The organism is Anaerolineales bacterium (genome assembly GCA_015075625.1).
In the GTDB taxonomy this organism is placed as follows: Bacteria; Chloroflexota; Anaerolineae; order Aggregatilineales; family UBA2796; genus UBA2796.
The window spans coordinates 50,330-65,333 of the sequence record JABTTZ010000005.1 but is presented as its reverse complement, the minus strand read 5'-3'; the positions used below and the strand labels follow the sequence as shown (position 1 = coordinate 65,333).

General features: G+C 58.9%; 11 protein-coding genes. 2 read left to right on the top strand and 9 right to left on the bottom strand.

Annotated features, from left to right (window positions below):
• Nucleotides 1-85: 85 nt before the first annotated feature.
• Genes HS103_19360 through HS103_19350 form a run of 3 tightly spaced genes read right to left on the bottom strand, consistent with a single transcriptional unit; the run spans nucleotide 86 to nucleotide 3,503 of the window.
• Nucleotides 86-1,267 carry a glycosyltransferase family 4 protein gene (locus tag HS103_19360; protein MBE7514952.1) on the bottom strand — a complete coding sequence of 394 codons (1,182 nt, stop codon included), beginning with the start codon at nucleotides 1,265-1,267 and terminating at the stop codon, nucleotides 86-88.
• Entirely contained in the window at nucleotides 1,264-2,340 is a 1,077-nt protein-coding gene (locus HS103_19355) for a glycosyltransferase family 4 protein (protein ID MBE7514951.1), read from the bottom strand. The genes HS103_19360 and HS103_19355 overlap by 4 nt, the downstream gene beginning before the upstream one ends.
• Complete coding sequence (locus HS103_19350) at nucleotides 2,325-3,503, bottom strand: glycosyltransferase family 4 protein (GenBank protein ID MBE7514950.1); 1,179 nt, start codon at nucleotides 3,501-3,503, stop codon at nucleotides 2,325-2,327. The genes HS103_19355 and HS103_19350 overlap by 16 nt, the downstream gene beginning before the upstream one ends.
• Before the next feature lie 167 nt (nucleotides 3,504-3,670).
• Here HS103_19350 and HS103_19345 point away from each other — a divergent pair, with 167 nt between their 5' ends.
• Complete coding sequence (locus HS103_19345) at nucleotides 3,671-4,144, top strand: TipAS antibiotic-recognition domain-containing protein (protein ID MBE7514949.1); 474 nt, start codon at nucleotides 3,671-3,673, stop codon at nucleotides 4,142-4,144.
• A gap of 58 nt (nucleotides 4,145-4,202) precedes the next feature.
• Here the strand turns inward: HS103_19345 and HS103_19340 are convergent, their stop codons facing one another.
• Entirely contained in the window at nucleotides 4,203-6,227 is a 2,025-nt protein-coding gene (locus HS103_19340; GenBank protein ID MBE7514948.1) for a substrate-binding domain-containing protein, read from the bottom strand.
• Between the two features lie 108 nt (nucleotides 6,228-6,335).
• Between HS103_19340 and HS103_19335 the strand changes: the two genes are divergently transcribed.
• Nucleotides 6,336-7,073, top strand: a complete 738-nt coding sequence (locus tag HS103_19335; protein MBE7514947.1) for a ubiquinone/menaquinone biosynthesis methyltransferase — start codon at nucleotides 6,336-6,338, stop codon at nucleotides 7,071-7,073.
• Nucleotides 7,074-7,078: 5 nt separating this feature from the next.
• On the opposite strand, the gene HS103_19330 is transcribed toward HS103_19335, so the two are convergent.
• From HS103_19330 to HS103_19310, 5 genes are all read right to left on the bottom strand, one after another.
• Nucleotides 7,079-7,885, bottom strand: coding sequence for a hypothetical protein (locus HS103_19330; protein MBE7514946.1), 807 nt, complete (start codon nucleotides 7,883-7,885; stop codon nucleotides 7,079-7,081).
• A complete protein-coding gene (locus HS103_19325) occupies nucleotides 7,882-9,225 on the bottom strand; it encodes a hypothetical protein (GenBank protein MBE7514945.1) in 1,344 nt (447 codons plus the stop codon). The genes HS103_19330 and HS103_19325 overlap by 4 nt, the downstream gene beginning before the upstream one ends.
• Nucleotides 9,222-10,733 carry a hypothetical protein gene (locus HS103_19320; protein ID MBE7514944.1) on the bottom strand — a complete coding sequence of 504 codons (1,512 nt, stop codon included), beginning with the start codon at nucleotides 10,731-10,733 and terminating at the stop codon, nucleotides 9,222-9,224. The genes HS103_19325 and HS103_19320 overlap by 4 nt, the downstream gene beginning before the upstream one ends.
• An 81-nt stretch (nucleotides 10,734-10,814) precedes the next feature.
• Nucleotides 10,815-13,847 (bottom strand): transglycosylase domain-containing protein, encoded by a 3,033-nt coding sequence (locus HS103_19315; GenBank protein ID MBE7514943.1) that lies wholly within the window; start codon nucleotides 13,845-13,847, stop codon nucleotides 10,815-10,817.
• A 26-nt stretch (nucleotides 13,848-13,873) separates the two neighbouring features.
• Complete coding sequence (locus HS103_19310) at nucleotides 13,874-15,001, bottom strand: hypothetical protein (GenBank protein ID MBE7514942.1); 1,128 nt, start codon at nucleotides 14,999-15,001, stop codon at nucleotides 13,874-13,876.
• Nucleotides 15,002-15,004: the final 3 nt, after the last annotated feature.

The window sequence follows — 15,004 nt, the reverse complement described above, 5'->3', positions numbered from 1 at the left end:
TTCAGGCAACAAGGATACAGCGAAACACGGGAAGGGACAATAGTTCTGGACAATAGTCTGACACAGACCGCTATGCCCCACCGAATCACCCTGTGATTGCCGCCAAGATCATCCGCGCCCGCGCCGCCCATGTGTACTGTGCGGCATCCACGCCCACCTTTTTGCCGAGGCGCGTCCGCAGAACTGGATCATCATGAAGGCGGCGTAGAGCAGCCGCCAATGCCGTTACGTCTGCCGGTGGATAGAGCAGCGCCCCTTCATCATGGCGGACAATCTCCCCCGTTGAGGGGAGATCGCTAGCAACAATCGGTTTGCCCGCCGCCATATACTCAAAGAGCTTCAGGGGGGAGGCGTAATAGGCAAAATGTTCGGTAAACGGAAAGGGCATGGCACAGGCATCGAAAGCCGCGATGTAAAGCGGAACACGCTCGGCTGCGACGTGACCAGCGGCAAGGAAGCGCTCTGGGGGCAGTCCCGCCGCCACCCACCGCCTTTGAAGCGCGGCTGCCATATCGTCTGGTCCGCCGACAAGACATAGCCCGATGGGACGCTCACAGGCAGCGGCGGCATCAATCAGATCGTCCACTCCTTTGCCCATGTGCATCGTATGCAGCCGCCCCACATAGCCCACCAGAAACAGATCGCGGGCTATTCCCAACTGCGCCCGTGCTGCCGGCTGCGCCGGAAGATCGGCAAAACGCTCCATCCGGTAACCATCGGGGGCAGTGATAACCTTCTTTGCCCCCATCGCTCGCAGATCATTGGCAAGGCGTCCGGTGACTGCCGCCGTCAACCCCACACGGCGCACGCACCAACCTTGAATGCGCCGTCCGATTCGTCCTTTGCTGCGCTGGTGTGCCTCATAGACGAGGCGGGCGCGGGGCTTGATCAGGCTGAGACTGAGCAAGGTAAGCATATCCCGACTGTAGTAGACCTCTGCGCGGCGGAAAAGCATCGTCAGAAAGAGGGCAATCGTATAGGTAACGACCTGAATCCCGAACGCCACCCCCGCCAAACGCGGCGAGAGCCGTTCTAAGAAGGGAAAGAGGTCAAGGCTGGCGATACGCCGCACGCCGAAGGATGGGCGCACACCATAATGGGCGTAGACATCTCTCACTGCGGCGAGTTCGGGGGTGTTCACCCGCCACGCCACGTAGAGCGTTACCCCCGCGCCGACCTCCTGAAACGCCTCGCAGTTTTGCATAATCTGTAAGCCGTGCGCCTTTTCGGTGGGAAGGCGTATGTTGGCAAGATAGAAAATCTTCATCGAACAACCTCTTGAAAAACGCCGATCAGCCGATCCATCAGGCGGGGGAGGCTGTGCTGTTCTAAGGTATTGGCGCGAATCCTCTCACTAATTGGGTGGCGCTGTTCAAGAGGCAGCCGCAAGGCGTCCCGCAACCGCAAGGCAAAAGCGGCGCTCTGATCGGCTGCTTTCTCAGGCAGAATCCACCCTTTGGCAGTCTCATCATCGCCATAAAGGGTGGCAAAGGCAGGATTCGTCACAAGCGTTGGAACACCCATGAGCAGCCCTTCCAGCGCGGCTTTATCAAACAGTCCCGGTGGGCTGACGTTCAGGGCAACCCATGCCCGTTGATAGTAATCGCGCACGGCTTCTGGCGGGAGCGCTCCGGTAAAGGTAATTCGCTCGGAAAGCCCCGCTTGCGCTGCCCGATCCTTCAGCGCCGCTGCATAAGCCTGGCTGTCGGCATTCGGCGTCCCGCCAATGAACACCATCTGCCACGCCAGCCCTTCCAATATAGGCTGTTGCAGCGCCTTAATCACCGTGTGCTGACCCTTGATCGGGGAGAGCCGTCCCACCTGAAGAATCAGCGGTAGATCAGTTTGCGGTGGCTGAGCGGTGGGCGTAAAAAAGGTCGGATCAATGCCATGCCCTATCGCCCTGACCTTTCGCCCACGCAGCGGGAAACTTTCGGGGACGGCGGTCACTACCTGATGGACAAGCCGCAGGGCAAGGCGCAGTTCCACTGTCTGTTTTTCGTGGGTATACCACAAGATGCCGGGCGTTTGGGGGGCAATAAGCGCCGCTAACCAGGCGTAGCGCGGCACCATGTGGCTAAAGATCACGTCTGTGTGTGGGGCAAGACGGCGCACCACTGCGACGAATTCGCGCAGCATTGCCAGCCGCCCCTTGCCGCTTTCTTTCCCCATCGAAAAGGATCGAACATTGGGGGGGAGCAAGAGTCCCGAGGGCGGGGCGGCAAGGGTCAGCACATCCAAGCGATCCACCCGCGCCGCCAACGCCCGCACCCATCCCACCGTAAACCCCAAAAGGGGATCGGCGGGGTCAAGCGTTTGGGTGATTAAGAGAGTGCGCATGGCGGCAGCCCCCGACTAAGACGATGCCACATCTCCACCCATTTCCGGGTGAGCGTTCCCTCCTCAAAATTTGCCTGCACATGCTGACGGGCGCGGGTGGCAAACTGCTTGCGGCGGACGGGGTGACGCAGCAGCAAGAGTAGCGCCTCGGCAAGTTTTTCAGCGTTGCCAATAGGGACAATAGCACCCGTCAGCCCATCGGCAACTACATCTGCTGCGCCCGCTGTGTCCGTCGCTACGACGGGTAGCCCCGCCGCACCTGCTTCCACCAAAACACGCCCGAAGCCTTCGTAGTTGCTGGAGAGGGCATAGACATCCGCCGCGTGAAAGAGGGCGGGAAGGTCGCCATAGGGAACAGTGCCGGGGAATTTCACCGCATCGCCCAACCCGCGTGCCGCCGCCTGCCCGATGTAATTCGTCCCGTTCATATCGCCAGCAAGGATGAGGCGTGCTTCAGGAAGTTCAGTCACAATCCGCTGAAAGGCGGTGAGAAGAAGACTGAGATTTTTGAAGGCGACGGGACGCCCTACCCAGAGGATAGTTGGATTCTTCTCCGTGATGCCTAACCGTACCCGCCATGCCGCCACTGCATCGGGATCGGGATCGGCGGCAAAGGCGGCGGTTTCTGTCGCTACGGGGATGACACAAATAGCGCTAGGGCGAATCCCGTAGCGGATGCAGGCGAGGCGTTCGCGGCGGCTGACGACGCGCACGGCGTCCGCTTGGCGGATCATCAGGACGCCCAGTGTGCGGGCAAGATAGTTGCGGGGGTGTTCGCGGACAAAATAGGGGCTGCTGAAGATAGCGGAATGATCTTGGATGATGAGAGGTTTCCCCGTGCGGTGTTTCAGCCGCAGGGCGATCAGAGCGCTTAGAAAGGGATCTTGGCTGCTGATCACCGCCGCCGGATGCGCCGCTTGGAGCACCAAGCCCGTCCGCACGCCGTCACGCCAATAACGCAGGAGCGGCAGCCCGCGTGATTCGGTGGGGTGGACGGAAAGGCGCGGCGTTTCGAGAGGGGTGTAGCCTGCCGCCCGATTGAGGACAACCATCGAAAGGTGACCGTTTGCCAACTGTGCGTAGCCCTCATGTCGGGCGCGGGTGTTCCCAATCTTCCCCGTGAAAATTGTTGTATCAAGGCTGATCATGAGGGTGTTCGTCACAGTGTGCGGACTCCACTGAATGCGTTCATAGGGGTGATTGTACTCTATCCTTTTTGTTCGTTTCGGCTTTGTCTCCTGATAACCGAAATTGCCCCTTGTTTCAGGGCTTATAAGAGGGCTTATAATAGGGTTTAGGAAAATTCTTACCCTCGGAGGCTTACCCGCCCATGAGCAAAAAACGATCCTTCCCGCCGATCAGCGAGGAAAAGCAGCAGCACTATGAGCGCATGGCGCGGTTGCAATATGATCCAGAGGTGGTCAGGGAATCAACGAAACGCTGGAAAAGCTACAGCGAGGCGCAGAAGCAAGCAATTGGTGCAGAGGGCAGCGCTGTCTACAGCGATCTGGTGGACGCCCTTGAAGCGGGGACATCCGTCCAGAGCGCCGAAGTACAGGCGATTTTTGAGCGCTGGCACAAGCACTTGACTCACTTCTATGAACCAACATTGGAGATTTTGCGCGGGTTAGGGGAGCTTTACCAGACAGAGCCGGACTTCATTGCCAATTTCCAAAAGCTCCATGCAGAACTACCCGCCTATCTCGGTGAGGGGATTACCCATTACGTCGATGCATTGGAACACGCCGCGATCATTCGCTTGCTCTCTGAGGACGACGAGGCGGACGCCGCCAGCAACAAATAAGTGGTTGGTGAGGTAAAGGCGAAGGGGCGCAGCATGTGCGCCCCCTCGAAAGAACAGGTTACTGCCCCGGCGTCGCTGTTGGTGCGGCGGTTGGCTCTGGGGTTGGTTCGGTGGTTGCCGCAGCCGTTGGGGTGACTGCCTCTGTTGTCGGTTCAGCAGTGGCTTCAGCGGTGGGTTCAGGCGTCGGTGGAGCGACCACCTCTACCGTTGCCGCAGCGGTTGCCTCTGCCGTTGGCGCCGGGGGAATCGCCGCTTTCTCCGCCGCCTCAAAGAGGGCGAGGACGCTCTCCCGCGAGCCAGCAAATGCGGCTGTATCCGTCCCCAACACGCCGCTGTTGCCAATCACCGTAAGGGCATCGTCGCTGAGTAGATACCACGTGAAGGCGCGGACTTCGGGGCGGCTGAATGCCTTCGTATTCACGGCGAGGTAATAGGTGAAGGTGAGCGGGTAGCTGCCATCACCAAGCGTTGCCACCTCCGGCGTGACACAGCCGTTCCCCCCGTCAATCTGAACAAGGTTGACCTTGTTCGCCGTTTTTGTATAGTCGCTGTAGCGCATAAAGGTGACACCGCCTTCGGCATTTTGTGTGCCGGTGGCACGGTAGAGCGGATCCGCGTTCGTCACGCCATCCTGACGAATGGCGGGGGCAACCTGATCCTTCACCGCACGGGTCATCAGCAAGTCGCCCTCTGGGGCGTCTAGTTTGGGGAGGATGGGGAGGATTGTGCTGGTGGGGAACGCCGCTCGCACCTCTGACCACTGCTTGGGGGCGGTCTTTGCCCCAAACAGCTTGCCCACTTCCTCTAGGGTGAGGCACGTCGCAAAGGTGTTCTCGCCGTTGACGAGGACGACAATCCCCTCATAGCCAACCTTCAACTGGAGCGTTTGAACACCAGCCGTTTGGCAGGCATTTGTTTCTGTTTCGCCCGGAGTGCGCGTCACCGCCGCAACATCAACGGCGCTGGCGCACAGATCGCTATAGGCGCGATCATTGCCAAGCGTCTTGTAATTTAGGACAACTCCCGTAAAACGCGGGGTGAAAGTGTTGTTCACTGTTTTCATCAGGGTGAAGATCGCCGCAGAGCCGCCAATATTCACTGTCCCCACCGTATCCGCCGCAATGTTCAAGCGTTGGATACGGCTGTAGGTGCGTCCAGCGGTTTTAGTTTCTAGGTTTTTCCGCCCGCGTTCATAAAGGAGCGATCCAGCCGTTGTATAGGTGGCATCTTGGATTTTCGTTTGCCCACTGGCGCTGAGGGCATAGAGGGCGAACTGGCTGACTTCTGGACGTTCCAAACGTGCCACATTGACGTAAAGGTAGAGCGCCTCTAGCGCTGGATAGCGTGCCTCATCAAGATTGATCGCCGTCGGTTCAAGGCAGGTTGTCCCCACCCGCACCTGAAGGGGACGAACATTCTTACCCGATGATCCCTTCGCAAAATCGGCAAGGGTCATGATCCCAACGGCGTTCGGCTCAGCGCCGATCTTCTCGATCATAGCAGCCGCAGTATCGGCAATAGTCAGATCGCTGCGCAGCCCTTCGCCTGTGATCAGACGATCAAACAAGAAACGGGATTGGGCATCGGTGGGCGGGGCGTAGACGGCGCTAATCGCCACATCGCCAAGTGCCGGATCAATGACATTCCAATTTGCCCCATTTGCCGCGCTAGGGCTGAGCAATGCGTTCAACTGCTCTAGGCTGAGGCAGGTTGCCGGAGAGGTCGTATTGACCACAACGACGGCGGCATCGTACCCAAGCAGCACTTCGGTGAAGGCAACACCTTTTGTTTGGCAGATAGCGGCTTGGGCATCGGTGATCGCCCCATATGCCATGGCAATATCGAGTTCACCGGCGCAAAATTTCTCGAAGCCGCCCGCCGTACCGGACACGCCGATCTCAATTTGCGCGTCGGGGGTGGTGGTTAGGTAGGCAGTCTTGATCGATTCCAGTGCTTTTGCGACGAGCGCCGATCCGTCTAAGGTCACTGGGGTGGGGGGAGTCGGTTGGGCGTAAACGGGCGCCGTCGTAGCGACCACCGTAAACACCAGCGCCAGCGCGACGATGCGCCGTAGAGAACTCATAGGTTAGCCTATCTCCTTAAGCAAAGGTTGACGTTTAGATTGGGTTAAAGCCTTGCCATTCTACACCAACGAGGGTTATTTTCATACAGCCATGCTATAGTTTTTCTCATGACCAACATACCACCAGCACAAAAAACCGAGACAGCCTTGCTCAGCGGGGAGGCGCGTTCCCGCGCCGTTCAAGATATTTTCACGCGCATCGCGCCGCGCTATGATCTTATGAATCGCGTCATGACGTTGGGGATGGATCGCGCCTGGCGGCGCTTTGTCGTGCGCATGGCAGCACTCCCCGCTGGCGGGCGCTTGCTGGATATTGCGACTGGCACAGGCGACATCGCCTTTGAAGCGCTTGCCCAAACGCCGGATGCCTTCGTTGTGGGGGCAGATTTTGTCCCAGAGATTATGGCGGTGGGGAAACGTCGCCCGCAAGGGGGACAGGTTTGCTGGTTAACGGCAGACGCCTTGAATTTACCCTTCCCCGACGCCTATTTCGACGCCGTGACGCACGGCTTTCTCGTCCGCAATGTGATCGATATTCCGCGTGCCTTTGCCGAGCAGTATCGCGTTTTGCGCTCCGGTGGACGGATGGTCTGCCTTGATACAACCCCCCCGCCACGCAATGCCTTACGTCCTTTCCTAACCTTTTACCTCACGCGCATCGTCCCCCTTGTGGGAATGGTGATCACCGGACACCGTGACGCCTATACCTACCTACCAAATTCGACGCTAGGCTTCAAAACGCCCGACGAATTGGCGGGACTCATGCGTGAGAGTGGATTTATCGATGTCGGCTACAAGCAGTTCATGATGAACACAATCGCCGTCCACTGGGGAACGAAAGGGTAGTGGTATTAGGGCGGTGCCGCATGGGTAGCTTCCTGCGCCCTCTGATTTTGCTGTTCGGCAGTCATGCGTTGGACGGCAAAGGGCGCTTCTTCTGCTACTCGCGCCAAATAGGACTCAATATCTTCCCGAAAAAGGATTGACCCGCCGGTGGGGGGTGTCGTGGCGACATTGTAGGCAAAGTAATAAATGGGCTGTTCGGTGATCCCAATGTTTTTTACCCGCACGATGAGGTGAAACGAAAAGGGAATGATCTGTGAGACAAAAATCCGATCAGGATCGGTGATGGCGAAATGAAAACAGAATAACCCACCCGCCCCCCGTTCTGGCGTGATCGTCGTGATCTCCGTCCCAAACCAACTGACGCGATAGGGTGTGCGCGTCGTCACAAAGGGCGCGACTTTCCCGTTGCTTAGGTAGAATATCCCCTGCCCGTCGTAATCGTGTCCAATCAGGTCATCTTGCGCAAACATGACCGCCTCGGCAGGGCGATCATCCCACTGAAGTTGATTCGGGCGGAAGGGAAAGGGGAGGGCTGTCGGCGCTTCGCCGCGCTCAAGGCGCAACGTGGCGCAAATTTGATCGGGCAGCGCCCACCCCTGCGGAAAACTGACGACGGAAACATGATCAAGTGTGGCGTAGGCGGCGGGGATGTTCCACTCGCCCTTGATGGGCTGTGGTGTGCCAAGCGCGGCGGGGTAATTCCCAAAGAAACGATAGCCCGGGCGGGCGGCAATGATTGAGAGGGCAAACGCCCCGCCAAGCCCCACCACTAACACCCCACGAATGATCCAATTCAGGCGCTCACGACTCATCGATCTATAATCCCCCAACTGCGCGGCTCACCAATAGGCATCATAAGGCCGACGAGCAGCCATGAACTGAGTGCAGCAAGGACAATCCACAGCGTCCAGCGCAGCGCCGACCAACGCTCCTCTTTGCCGGTAGGGGCAAGCCAGCACCCCCACCCTATGGCGGCGAGCGCCGAGGACAAAATATACCGTTCGCTGCCATGCACCGCCCCCGAATAGACGAGCAAGAGCATCATTAGCGGCAACATTCCTCGGATCAGCGGCGGGACGCGGGGCGAGGCGGCGGGAATCAGGGTGCTGAGGTTTGCCGCCAAATTCCAGAGTGCGTTGTAGCGCCATGCCTTTGAGAGATCGCCGCGAAAGCCTTGCCCAAAGTACCGGATCATGTCGCCAACATTGCCCGGATACCACACCCGCCCCCACACGTTTAACTGCTGCTGCATAAAGTAATTCGGAATCCCGCTTTTGACGCTGCTGAAGGCAAGCCAATGGGCAAATCCCAGAAGAATCCCAACGGCAATGGCGAGCGGCGTCCAGTGATAAGCGATTGGGCGGCGGGCAAGGCGGCGGAAACCCGGGAGGAACAGGAGATGCTCAATGACCACATCGGCGGCGAATGCGCCGAAGCTGCCCAGATAGCCCCCTCGTTGGGAACGCCGCCAACTGAGGTAGACGAAGGCAAAAACAAGCGGGGCGATCATTGCCAGCCCATTCGGTTTTGTCAGAATCAAGATCACCCCGACACAAAGTCCCCCTATACAAGAGGCAAGTTCAACGATGCGTCCACGCGGGGTATCGGGCGGGTCGGGGAGGGTGATCAGCCACATGACGACCATCCCCACCGCCAGATAGATCGCCTCTGCACCGGGGAGGTAAAGCCACGCTGCGCCAATGGGGGGGATGAGCAGCGCTCCGGCATGGAGGGAGGGCGACTGCACCCCCAAGCGAAACAAGACGAGTGTTCCCAAAAACAGGGACAAGGCGATTGCCCCGACGGAGATCATGCTTCCCGCGTAGATCAACGAGACGCCAAACACCCGATTCAAGGCACATTGAAGGGCGGCGTAAACGGGCATCCAATTCATGCGGCTGACTTCGAGGGCAGGGTTTAAGCCAAAGGGGACGTTGTAGCCATAGGTACAGATGTAGGCGTACTGGCGAGCGTCGTTGAAGTGGCTTGGCGCATAGAGGACGTTCGGATCATCCCGATAGAGGGCGCTCATGGGCAGCGCCATGAAGATTGCCACGCCGAGGTAGATCACCACACCAACGATCATCACCATCACTGCCCCGCTATAGGGTGGGCGCTGGTGAGCGGGATTTGTCGGGAGTGCGGCGGTCATGGACGGCGGATCATCTCGTAATGAAGCATCGGAAAGAGCGCCGCCCCCTCAACGGTGATCCCCGTATGGAGGCGGGCGGTCTCTGGCTGCCCCCAGAGAGGAATCACAACGGCATCTGCCAACGCCAAGCGCAGCACATCCTCATAGGCTGCCTTTACTACATCCGGCTCAGTGCTGAGTGCGGCGGTATTCAATGCCGCTTGTAGGGCGGGGTTCGTGTAACCCATCGCCACCGCAACATCTCCGGCAAAGAGCGGACGAAGATAGGCATCGGGGTGCGCTACAAGAGGACGCCACGTAATCAGCATCAGGCGGAACGCCCCCCTCTGCAACTGATCGAGGAACACGGCGGGTTCGGTCTCAAAACGTCCCAAACGGACGATTTGCCCGCCGTTCAAGGCGCTACTCAGAATATCGCTGTTGCGCCGATAGAGTTCGCCATACAAGCGTGACGCGGTTTGCAGTTCTGTCGACACCTGCCGATAGCGGGAGTAATTCGCCGCCTTCAGCACATCCTCAGCCGCTTTCAGATCATAGGGGGGGAAGGTGGGCATCTCTAAGCCGGCACTGATCTGTATGGGGAGGAGGGTTGTCGTTGAGATAACCCCTTCGGTGAGTGCCTCCCGTTTGATCAGGTGCATCACCCCCGTGCGGGCGGCGGGATCGTTATAGGGTTCTTCTTTCAGGCTGAAGATCAGGTACACCCGCGCTAGGGGATCGGCTTCCGTGACAGCCGTGTAGTTTAGCGCATCAGCACCGCCCGGGACATCGCGGCGGGCAAGGTCAATCTCGCCCGCTAACAGCGCCTCGCGTAGGTCGGCAGGGAGGGCGTAATAGCGAAGGGTGACCGGCAGCCGTGCGGCTAAGTCGCCGCGCCATGCCGGATCGGGGACAAGCGTGAGCTCGGTGGCAGTGCGCTTCACAAGGCGGTACAGCCCATTTGTGATCAGCGTCGCTGTGTCGGGGGTGGGGGTCAGGCGCTGCGGAGCATAGCTTGCCGGATGCAGTGGCGCATAGGGCGGCAGGGCAACCAACCCTAGAAAATAAGGGCAAGGGGCGCTGAGGGTGAACACAAGCGCCCCCGCCTCGGTGACGGCGACAGCCTTCACATAGGGGCGAATGATCGCCGCCCCTCGCCCGCGCAGCGTCAAAACACGAGTGATCGAATCAACAAAGGTCTGGGCGGTGATCGGCGTGCCGTCGTTGAAGGCGGCTTCGGGGCGGATGGTGAAAGTGTGGGTCAGCCCGTCGGTGCTAGCGCTGTGCGACGCGGCGAGGGCAAGATCGTAACTCGCCGTTAACGGATTGTAGCGGCTGAGTCCGGTATGGAGGTGGGAGAGCAGTTCCCATGTGGGAAAATCACCACTATCGGCGGGGTCTAAATTGGTAAAGGAATCAAGGACGCCGATGACAATAGGAGCAGCAGGTGTTTGTGCCGCTGCTGGAAAGAACCCAACGAAAAGCGAAAGAATTACGGCACAACCAACCCACCATCGAACACGCGGCATGAAAAATCTCTAACCCTCATTTGCTTGTTTTGAAGAAATCCGATTGTAGCACAGCCCCATGAGGATGATCCTCGGTGGGGATCAATTCAGGATTGTCACCGTAAACACATCGCTTTTTGTGACATTGCCCGCTGTGTCATAGGCGATGACCTGAAACTGTTGGGCGCCCAATTTCACAATGCGCCATTCGGTGCGGAAGGGTGCTTCGGCAAGAGTCGCCAAAATTTGTCCATTCCAATAGAACTCCACACGTTCCAACTCAATATCGTCCGTCACCTCCGCGGTGATGGCAATGACGCCATCCACCGGATTAATGTCCTCTTTATCTCGCGGTGTGATCACCTTTAGGGTGGGTGGTTGGTTATCGACGGTCACTTGGACGGTACGCGGCAAAAAGCGCTGATCGGCAAGGGTTAACCCAAGCCGGAGTGTGTACAAGCCGCTCAGCCCGCGTGTATCCCACAGTCCCAAGCGCAGATCGTCGCCGCGCCCGCTGAGTTCCCCACCGGGGATGGGAATCCAGCGGTTGGGGTTGATGCCCTCGCCATATTCCAACAGGTAGGACGTCACCTCGCCCGCCACTGAGCCGCGTACCTCCACCGCCCCGCGCACCCGCGCCAAGCCCGCCGGTTGGCGAATCTCGCCAGCGCCCGTCTCCACCCGCGTCCCACCGGAATCATATTCTTTTGGGGGGAGGGGCATTCCCTTTGACTGCGCCCATGCCAGCGCTTCGGGGGGGTAATCAAAGAAAATGCGTTCCGTAACGAGTTCGGGCGGGGTCAACGCCGTCGCCAGGAGTCCATTCCGGCTGTTGATGCTATAGCGCTTCCAGTAAATATCGCGTTGGGTAGGAAGGGTGCTGCTTCCTGTTACGGGGTCAACATAGAAAAGTTCTTTTGTGCGTGGACAATCCGGCGTGGGAAGCAGCCCTGTATCAAGGCAAACCGTTGCTTCGATCAGACTGTTGGGGCGTGTCCAGCCTTCGGCGGGAAGGTTGTCGCGGGCGCTGAGGTACTCCATGATTGCCCCCCATATCGGCGCGGCAGCCGTTGAGCCGCTCAAATCATCCCCAAGCGGGGTGTTGTTGTTATTCCCCACCCACACGCCGGTGACAAGGTACGGGGTATAGCCCACCGTCCACGCATCGCGCACATCATTTGTGGTTCCTGTCTTAACCGCCGCTGGACGGGAAATTTCGAGGGCGTTCCCCCGCCCAAAAGCAGGCAAGCGGGCATTGTTATCCGCCAAAATATCGGTGATCAGGTATGCCAGCGAATCGGAGAGCAGATTTTGGCGGACAAATGTCCCCTCTGGCTGCCCATATTGCCAGAGAATCTTGCCGTCACGGTCTTCGATGCGCAAGATGGTGACTGGATCAAGGGTGCGGAATCCAGGGCGTGGGTTGGCGGCGGGCGTCCCGCCCATCACCCCAAGTGTGGCAAAGGTGGTATAGGCATAGGTCAGATCAAGCAGGGTGACTTCCCCACTGCCCAACGCCAGCGCCAAACCATAGCGATCCAACGGCTGAGTCAGGGTATTCAAGCCCAAACGCCGTGCGCTGCGCAAGACTGCCCCAACGGTCACATCGCGCAGGACGCTGACGGTGGGGATGTTGTAGGAATTCGCCAGCGCATCGCGCAGGCTGAGGACGCCGTGAAACTGCCCATCTTCGTTGCGCGGGGCGTAGCTCACGCCGTCCTGATTGAAGGTCGTTGGTATGTCCAGAAGCATCGTCGCCGGGGTGTAGGTATGGGCGGGGGAGGCAAACGCCGTGACGTAGACAAACGGTTTAAACGCTGACCCCGGCTGGCGCAGCCCAAGCGCCGCATTGAAATTTCCTTCCATGCCCGTGTTGTAATAATCGATGCTGCCGACCATCGCCTTGATCTCGGCGGTGCGCGGCTCGATGACCACCGCCGCCGCGTTCGTCACATTGCGGCGGGTGTTTAGCATCAATTTGGGCGGTATGGTGAGGTATTGGGCGGCGGCGCAGGGCTTGCCTTCGGCTGTGTTCGGGGCGGCGGCGGGGTTTCCGCCGGCAAGCCGTTCCACATGACCGCGCAGGACGCACTCAACTTGATAGTTCAAATCCACATCAAGGGTCGTATAGATTTTCAAGCCCTTGCCAGAAACTAACCGTGCGCCGTCCATCCCTAACTTATTTAGGATGGTGATCGCCTGCTCGCGGGCATACAGGGAGAAATGGGGGGCGATGATTCCATAGCGTTCCGTTGTAGGGCGTAAGATGATTATCTCTGACTTCGCCGCTGTTGCCGTCGCCTCGGTGATATAGCCCTGAGCAACCATGCTATCAAGGACAACCGCCTGCCGTTGGCGGGCGGCGATCCAATCATCAATTGGGTTCAACTGCGGGTTTTGCGGAATTGCCGCCAGCATTGCCGCTTCGCCCAGGGTGAGGTCTTGAACGCGCTTGCCAAAGTAGACCTGTGCCGCCGTCCCCACCCCATAGGCGAGATTGCCATAGAAATTCGTGTTCAAATACCACTCAAGGATTTGATTCTTGCTGTAGAGGCGGGAAATTTCGGTGGCAAGGATGATCTCTTTGATCTTCCGATCTTGGCTGAGGGCGGTGCGTTCTTCGGGGGCAATCAGCGTGTTCTTCACAAGCTGCTGCGTGATCGTACTCGCCCCTTGCACCGCCCCTTCTTGCAAGGCGATGAAAAGCGCCCTGAGCATCCCCCGAATATCAAACCCAGGATTCGTGTAGAAACTTTTATCCTCAATGGCAATCGTCGCGTTGACGAGATCAGCGGGGATGTCGGGAAGCGCAACCGATTGCCGATCCCCCGCCGGATCGACAATTTGGTAAAGGACGGTTTGCCCACTGCGATCATAGAGCAGCGTCGTCTCGAATTCCTCCCGCACACGAGTGATTGCCTCTGGCGGGGGGAGATCGCGGGCATAGGACACATAGAGCGCGACAAACGCCCCCACCCCGCCGACGATCAAAACAAGAGTCACCACCAGTGCTGCCAGCGTCCCAAAAGCAAGAACGCTCAGCAGCCCCTTTTGGCGGGTCTGGCGTTTTTCGCGGCGATGTTGGCGGCGACGGCGAATCGTCGTGGCGGTGGTACGGGGGTTGGTGGTCGTCAAGAGGCTGTGATCCTATTTATCCTGCTCTACTTGGGCGATTCTTCTGTCGTTGGGCAGCGAGTCAGGGTTGGCTCGTCGGGGACTTCCAAGCCCACCGCCCAAAGTTCAAAGCGATTTTTCATATCCTCCCGCGCCTTTGCCCAGAACTGCTCAAGGGCGATCTTCGTTGCCTCGTCATTGAAGGCTTTGTAAGCCTCTTGGCGAATGGCGCTGGCGTCAAAGGCTGTCCCCGCCAGCGGCGCCCGCCCGATGTATTCTTGGATCGTCTCCGTTTGGACCGCGCAGTTGAGGATACCAAACTCTTTGGTCACGATGTCTGCCCCAATCGAAACGCGCATCGTCCCCCGAATTTCCGCCCCCTCGCCCCACAGCACACTGAGCGCCCCCATATCGCGCTGGACAATGGCAATGGCGCTCACATCCGCCTCGTAGACGACGACCTTCAAAACGGGGCGTCCGCTCACCTCGGTGACGAACACATAACTACGCACGGCGGCGCTGCGCACAATATCGAGGATTGCCTGAAACGATGAGGGAAGAAACATCGCGCACGCCGCGCACGCCCCAAAGCCAATCGCCAGCGCCATGCAGCCCATGGCAAAGGGGCGTAGTGCTGCCCGAACCGGCGCGGTGATCACCTTTCCCGCCGTGCCAACGGCATTTGCGGCGCTGCCGAGGGCGGTTTTCGCCCCGTCTTCGGCTGCCGCTTTGCGTCCACGCGGGGCGAACATCTGCCCAATCAAACCGAGCGAACTAATCAGGGCGATCCAAAAGCCCGCACCGGTGAAGCGAATGGAGCCGATCAGATATGCCCCATTTGCCGTCATGAAGGCGAGGTAATAGGCGATCCCAAGCACGCCCATGATCACCGTCAGGGCAGAAAATACCGATTTCCGCTCAGGATGGACAATCCCCAAAAGGGTCAGAATCAGCCCGACGCCTCCCGCCAACGGAATCAGGGCGATCAGCGCCCCCGGACTGCTCACCCCTTCAGGGAGCGCCGCCCCGCTCAGGATTGCCCCGCCGGAGGCAGCGCCGATCCAGATCAACAGCAAAAAGGCGAGGATCATCATCGCACTACAGATGAGCGTCCAGACATCTGCCGGAGTCAGCGCCGCATAGCGCCCGCGCTTGGGCTTTTCGTGATCGCTCATCCC

What these genes read in the sequence shown, in the direction of transcription:
- HS103_19345 (MBE7514949.1), top strand. Translation starts at nt 3,671, where the DNA reads ATGAGCAAAAAACGATCCTTCCCGCCGATCAGCGAGGAAAAGCAGCAG.
- HS103_19320 (MBE7514944.1), bottom strand. Translation starts at nt 10,733, where the DNA reads ATGCCGCGTGTTCGATGGTGGGTTGGTTGTGCCGTAATTCTTTCGCTT.
- HS103_19310 (MBE7514942.1), bottom strand. Translation starts at nt 15,001, where the DNA reads ATGAGCGATCACGAAAAGCCCAAGCGCGGGCGCTATGCGGCGCTGACT.
- HS103_19355 (MBE7514951.1), bottom strand. Translation starts at nt 2,340, where the DNA reads ATGCGCACTCTCTTAATCACCCAAACGCTTGACCCCGCCGATCCCCTT.
- HS103_19330 (MBE7514946.1), bottom strand. Translation starts at nt 7,885, where the DNA reads ATGAGTCGTGAGCGCCTGAATTGGATCATTCGTGGGGTGTTAGTGGTG.
- HS103_19340 (MBE7514948.1), bottom strand. Translation starts at nt 6,227, where the DNA reads ATGAGTTCTCTACGGCGCATCGTCGCGCTGGCGCTGGTGTTTACGGTG.
- HS103_19335 (MBE7514947.1), top strand. Translation starts at nt 6,336, where the DNA reads ATGACCAACATACCACCAGCACAAAAAACCGAGACAGCCTTGCTCAGC.
- HS103_19360 (MBE7514952.1), bottom strand. Translation starts at nt 1,267, where the DNA reads ATGAAGATTTTCTATCTTGCCAACATACGCCTTCCCACCGAAAAGGCG.
- HS103_19325 (MBE7514945.1), bottom strand. Translation starts at nt 9,225, where the DNA reads ATGACCGCCGCACTCCCGACAAATCCCGCTCACCAGCGCCCACCCTAT.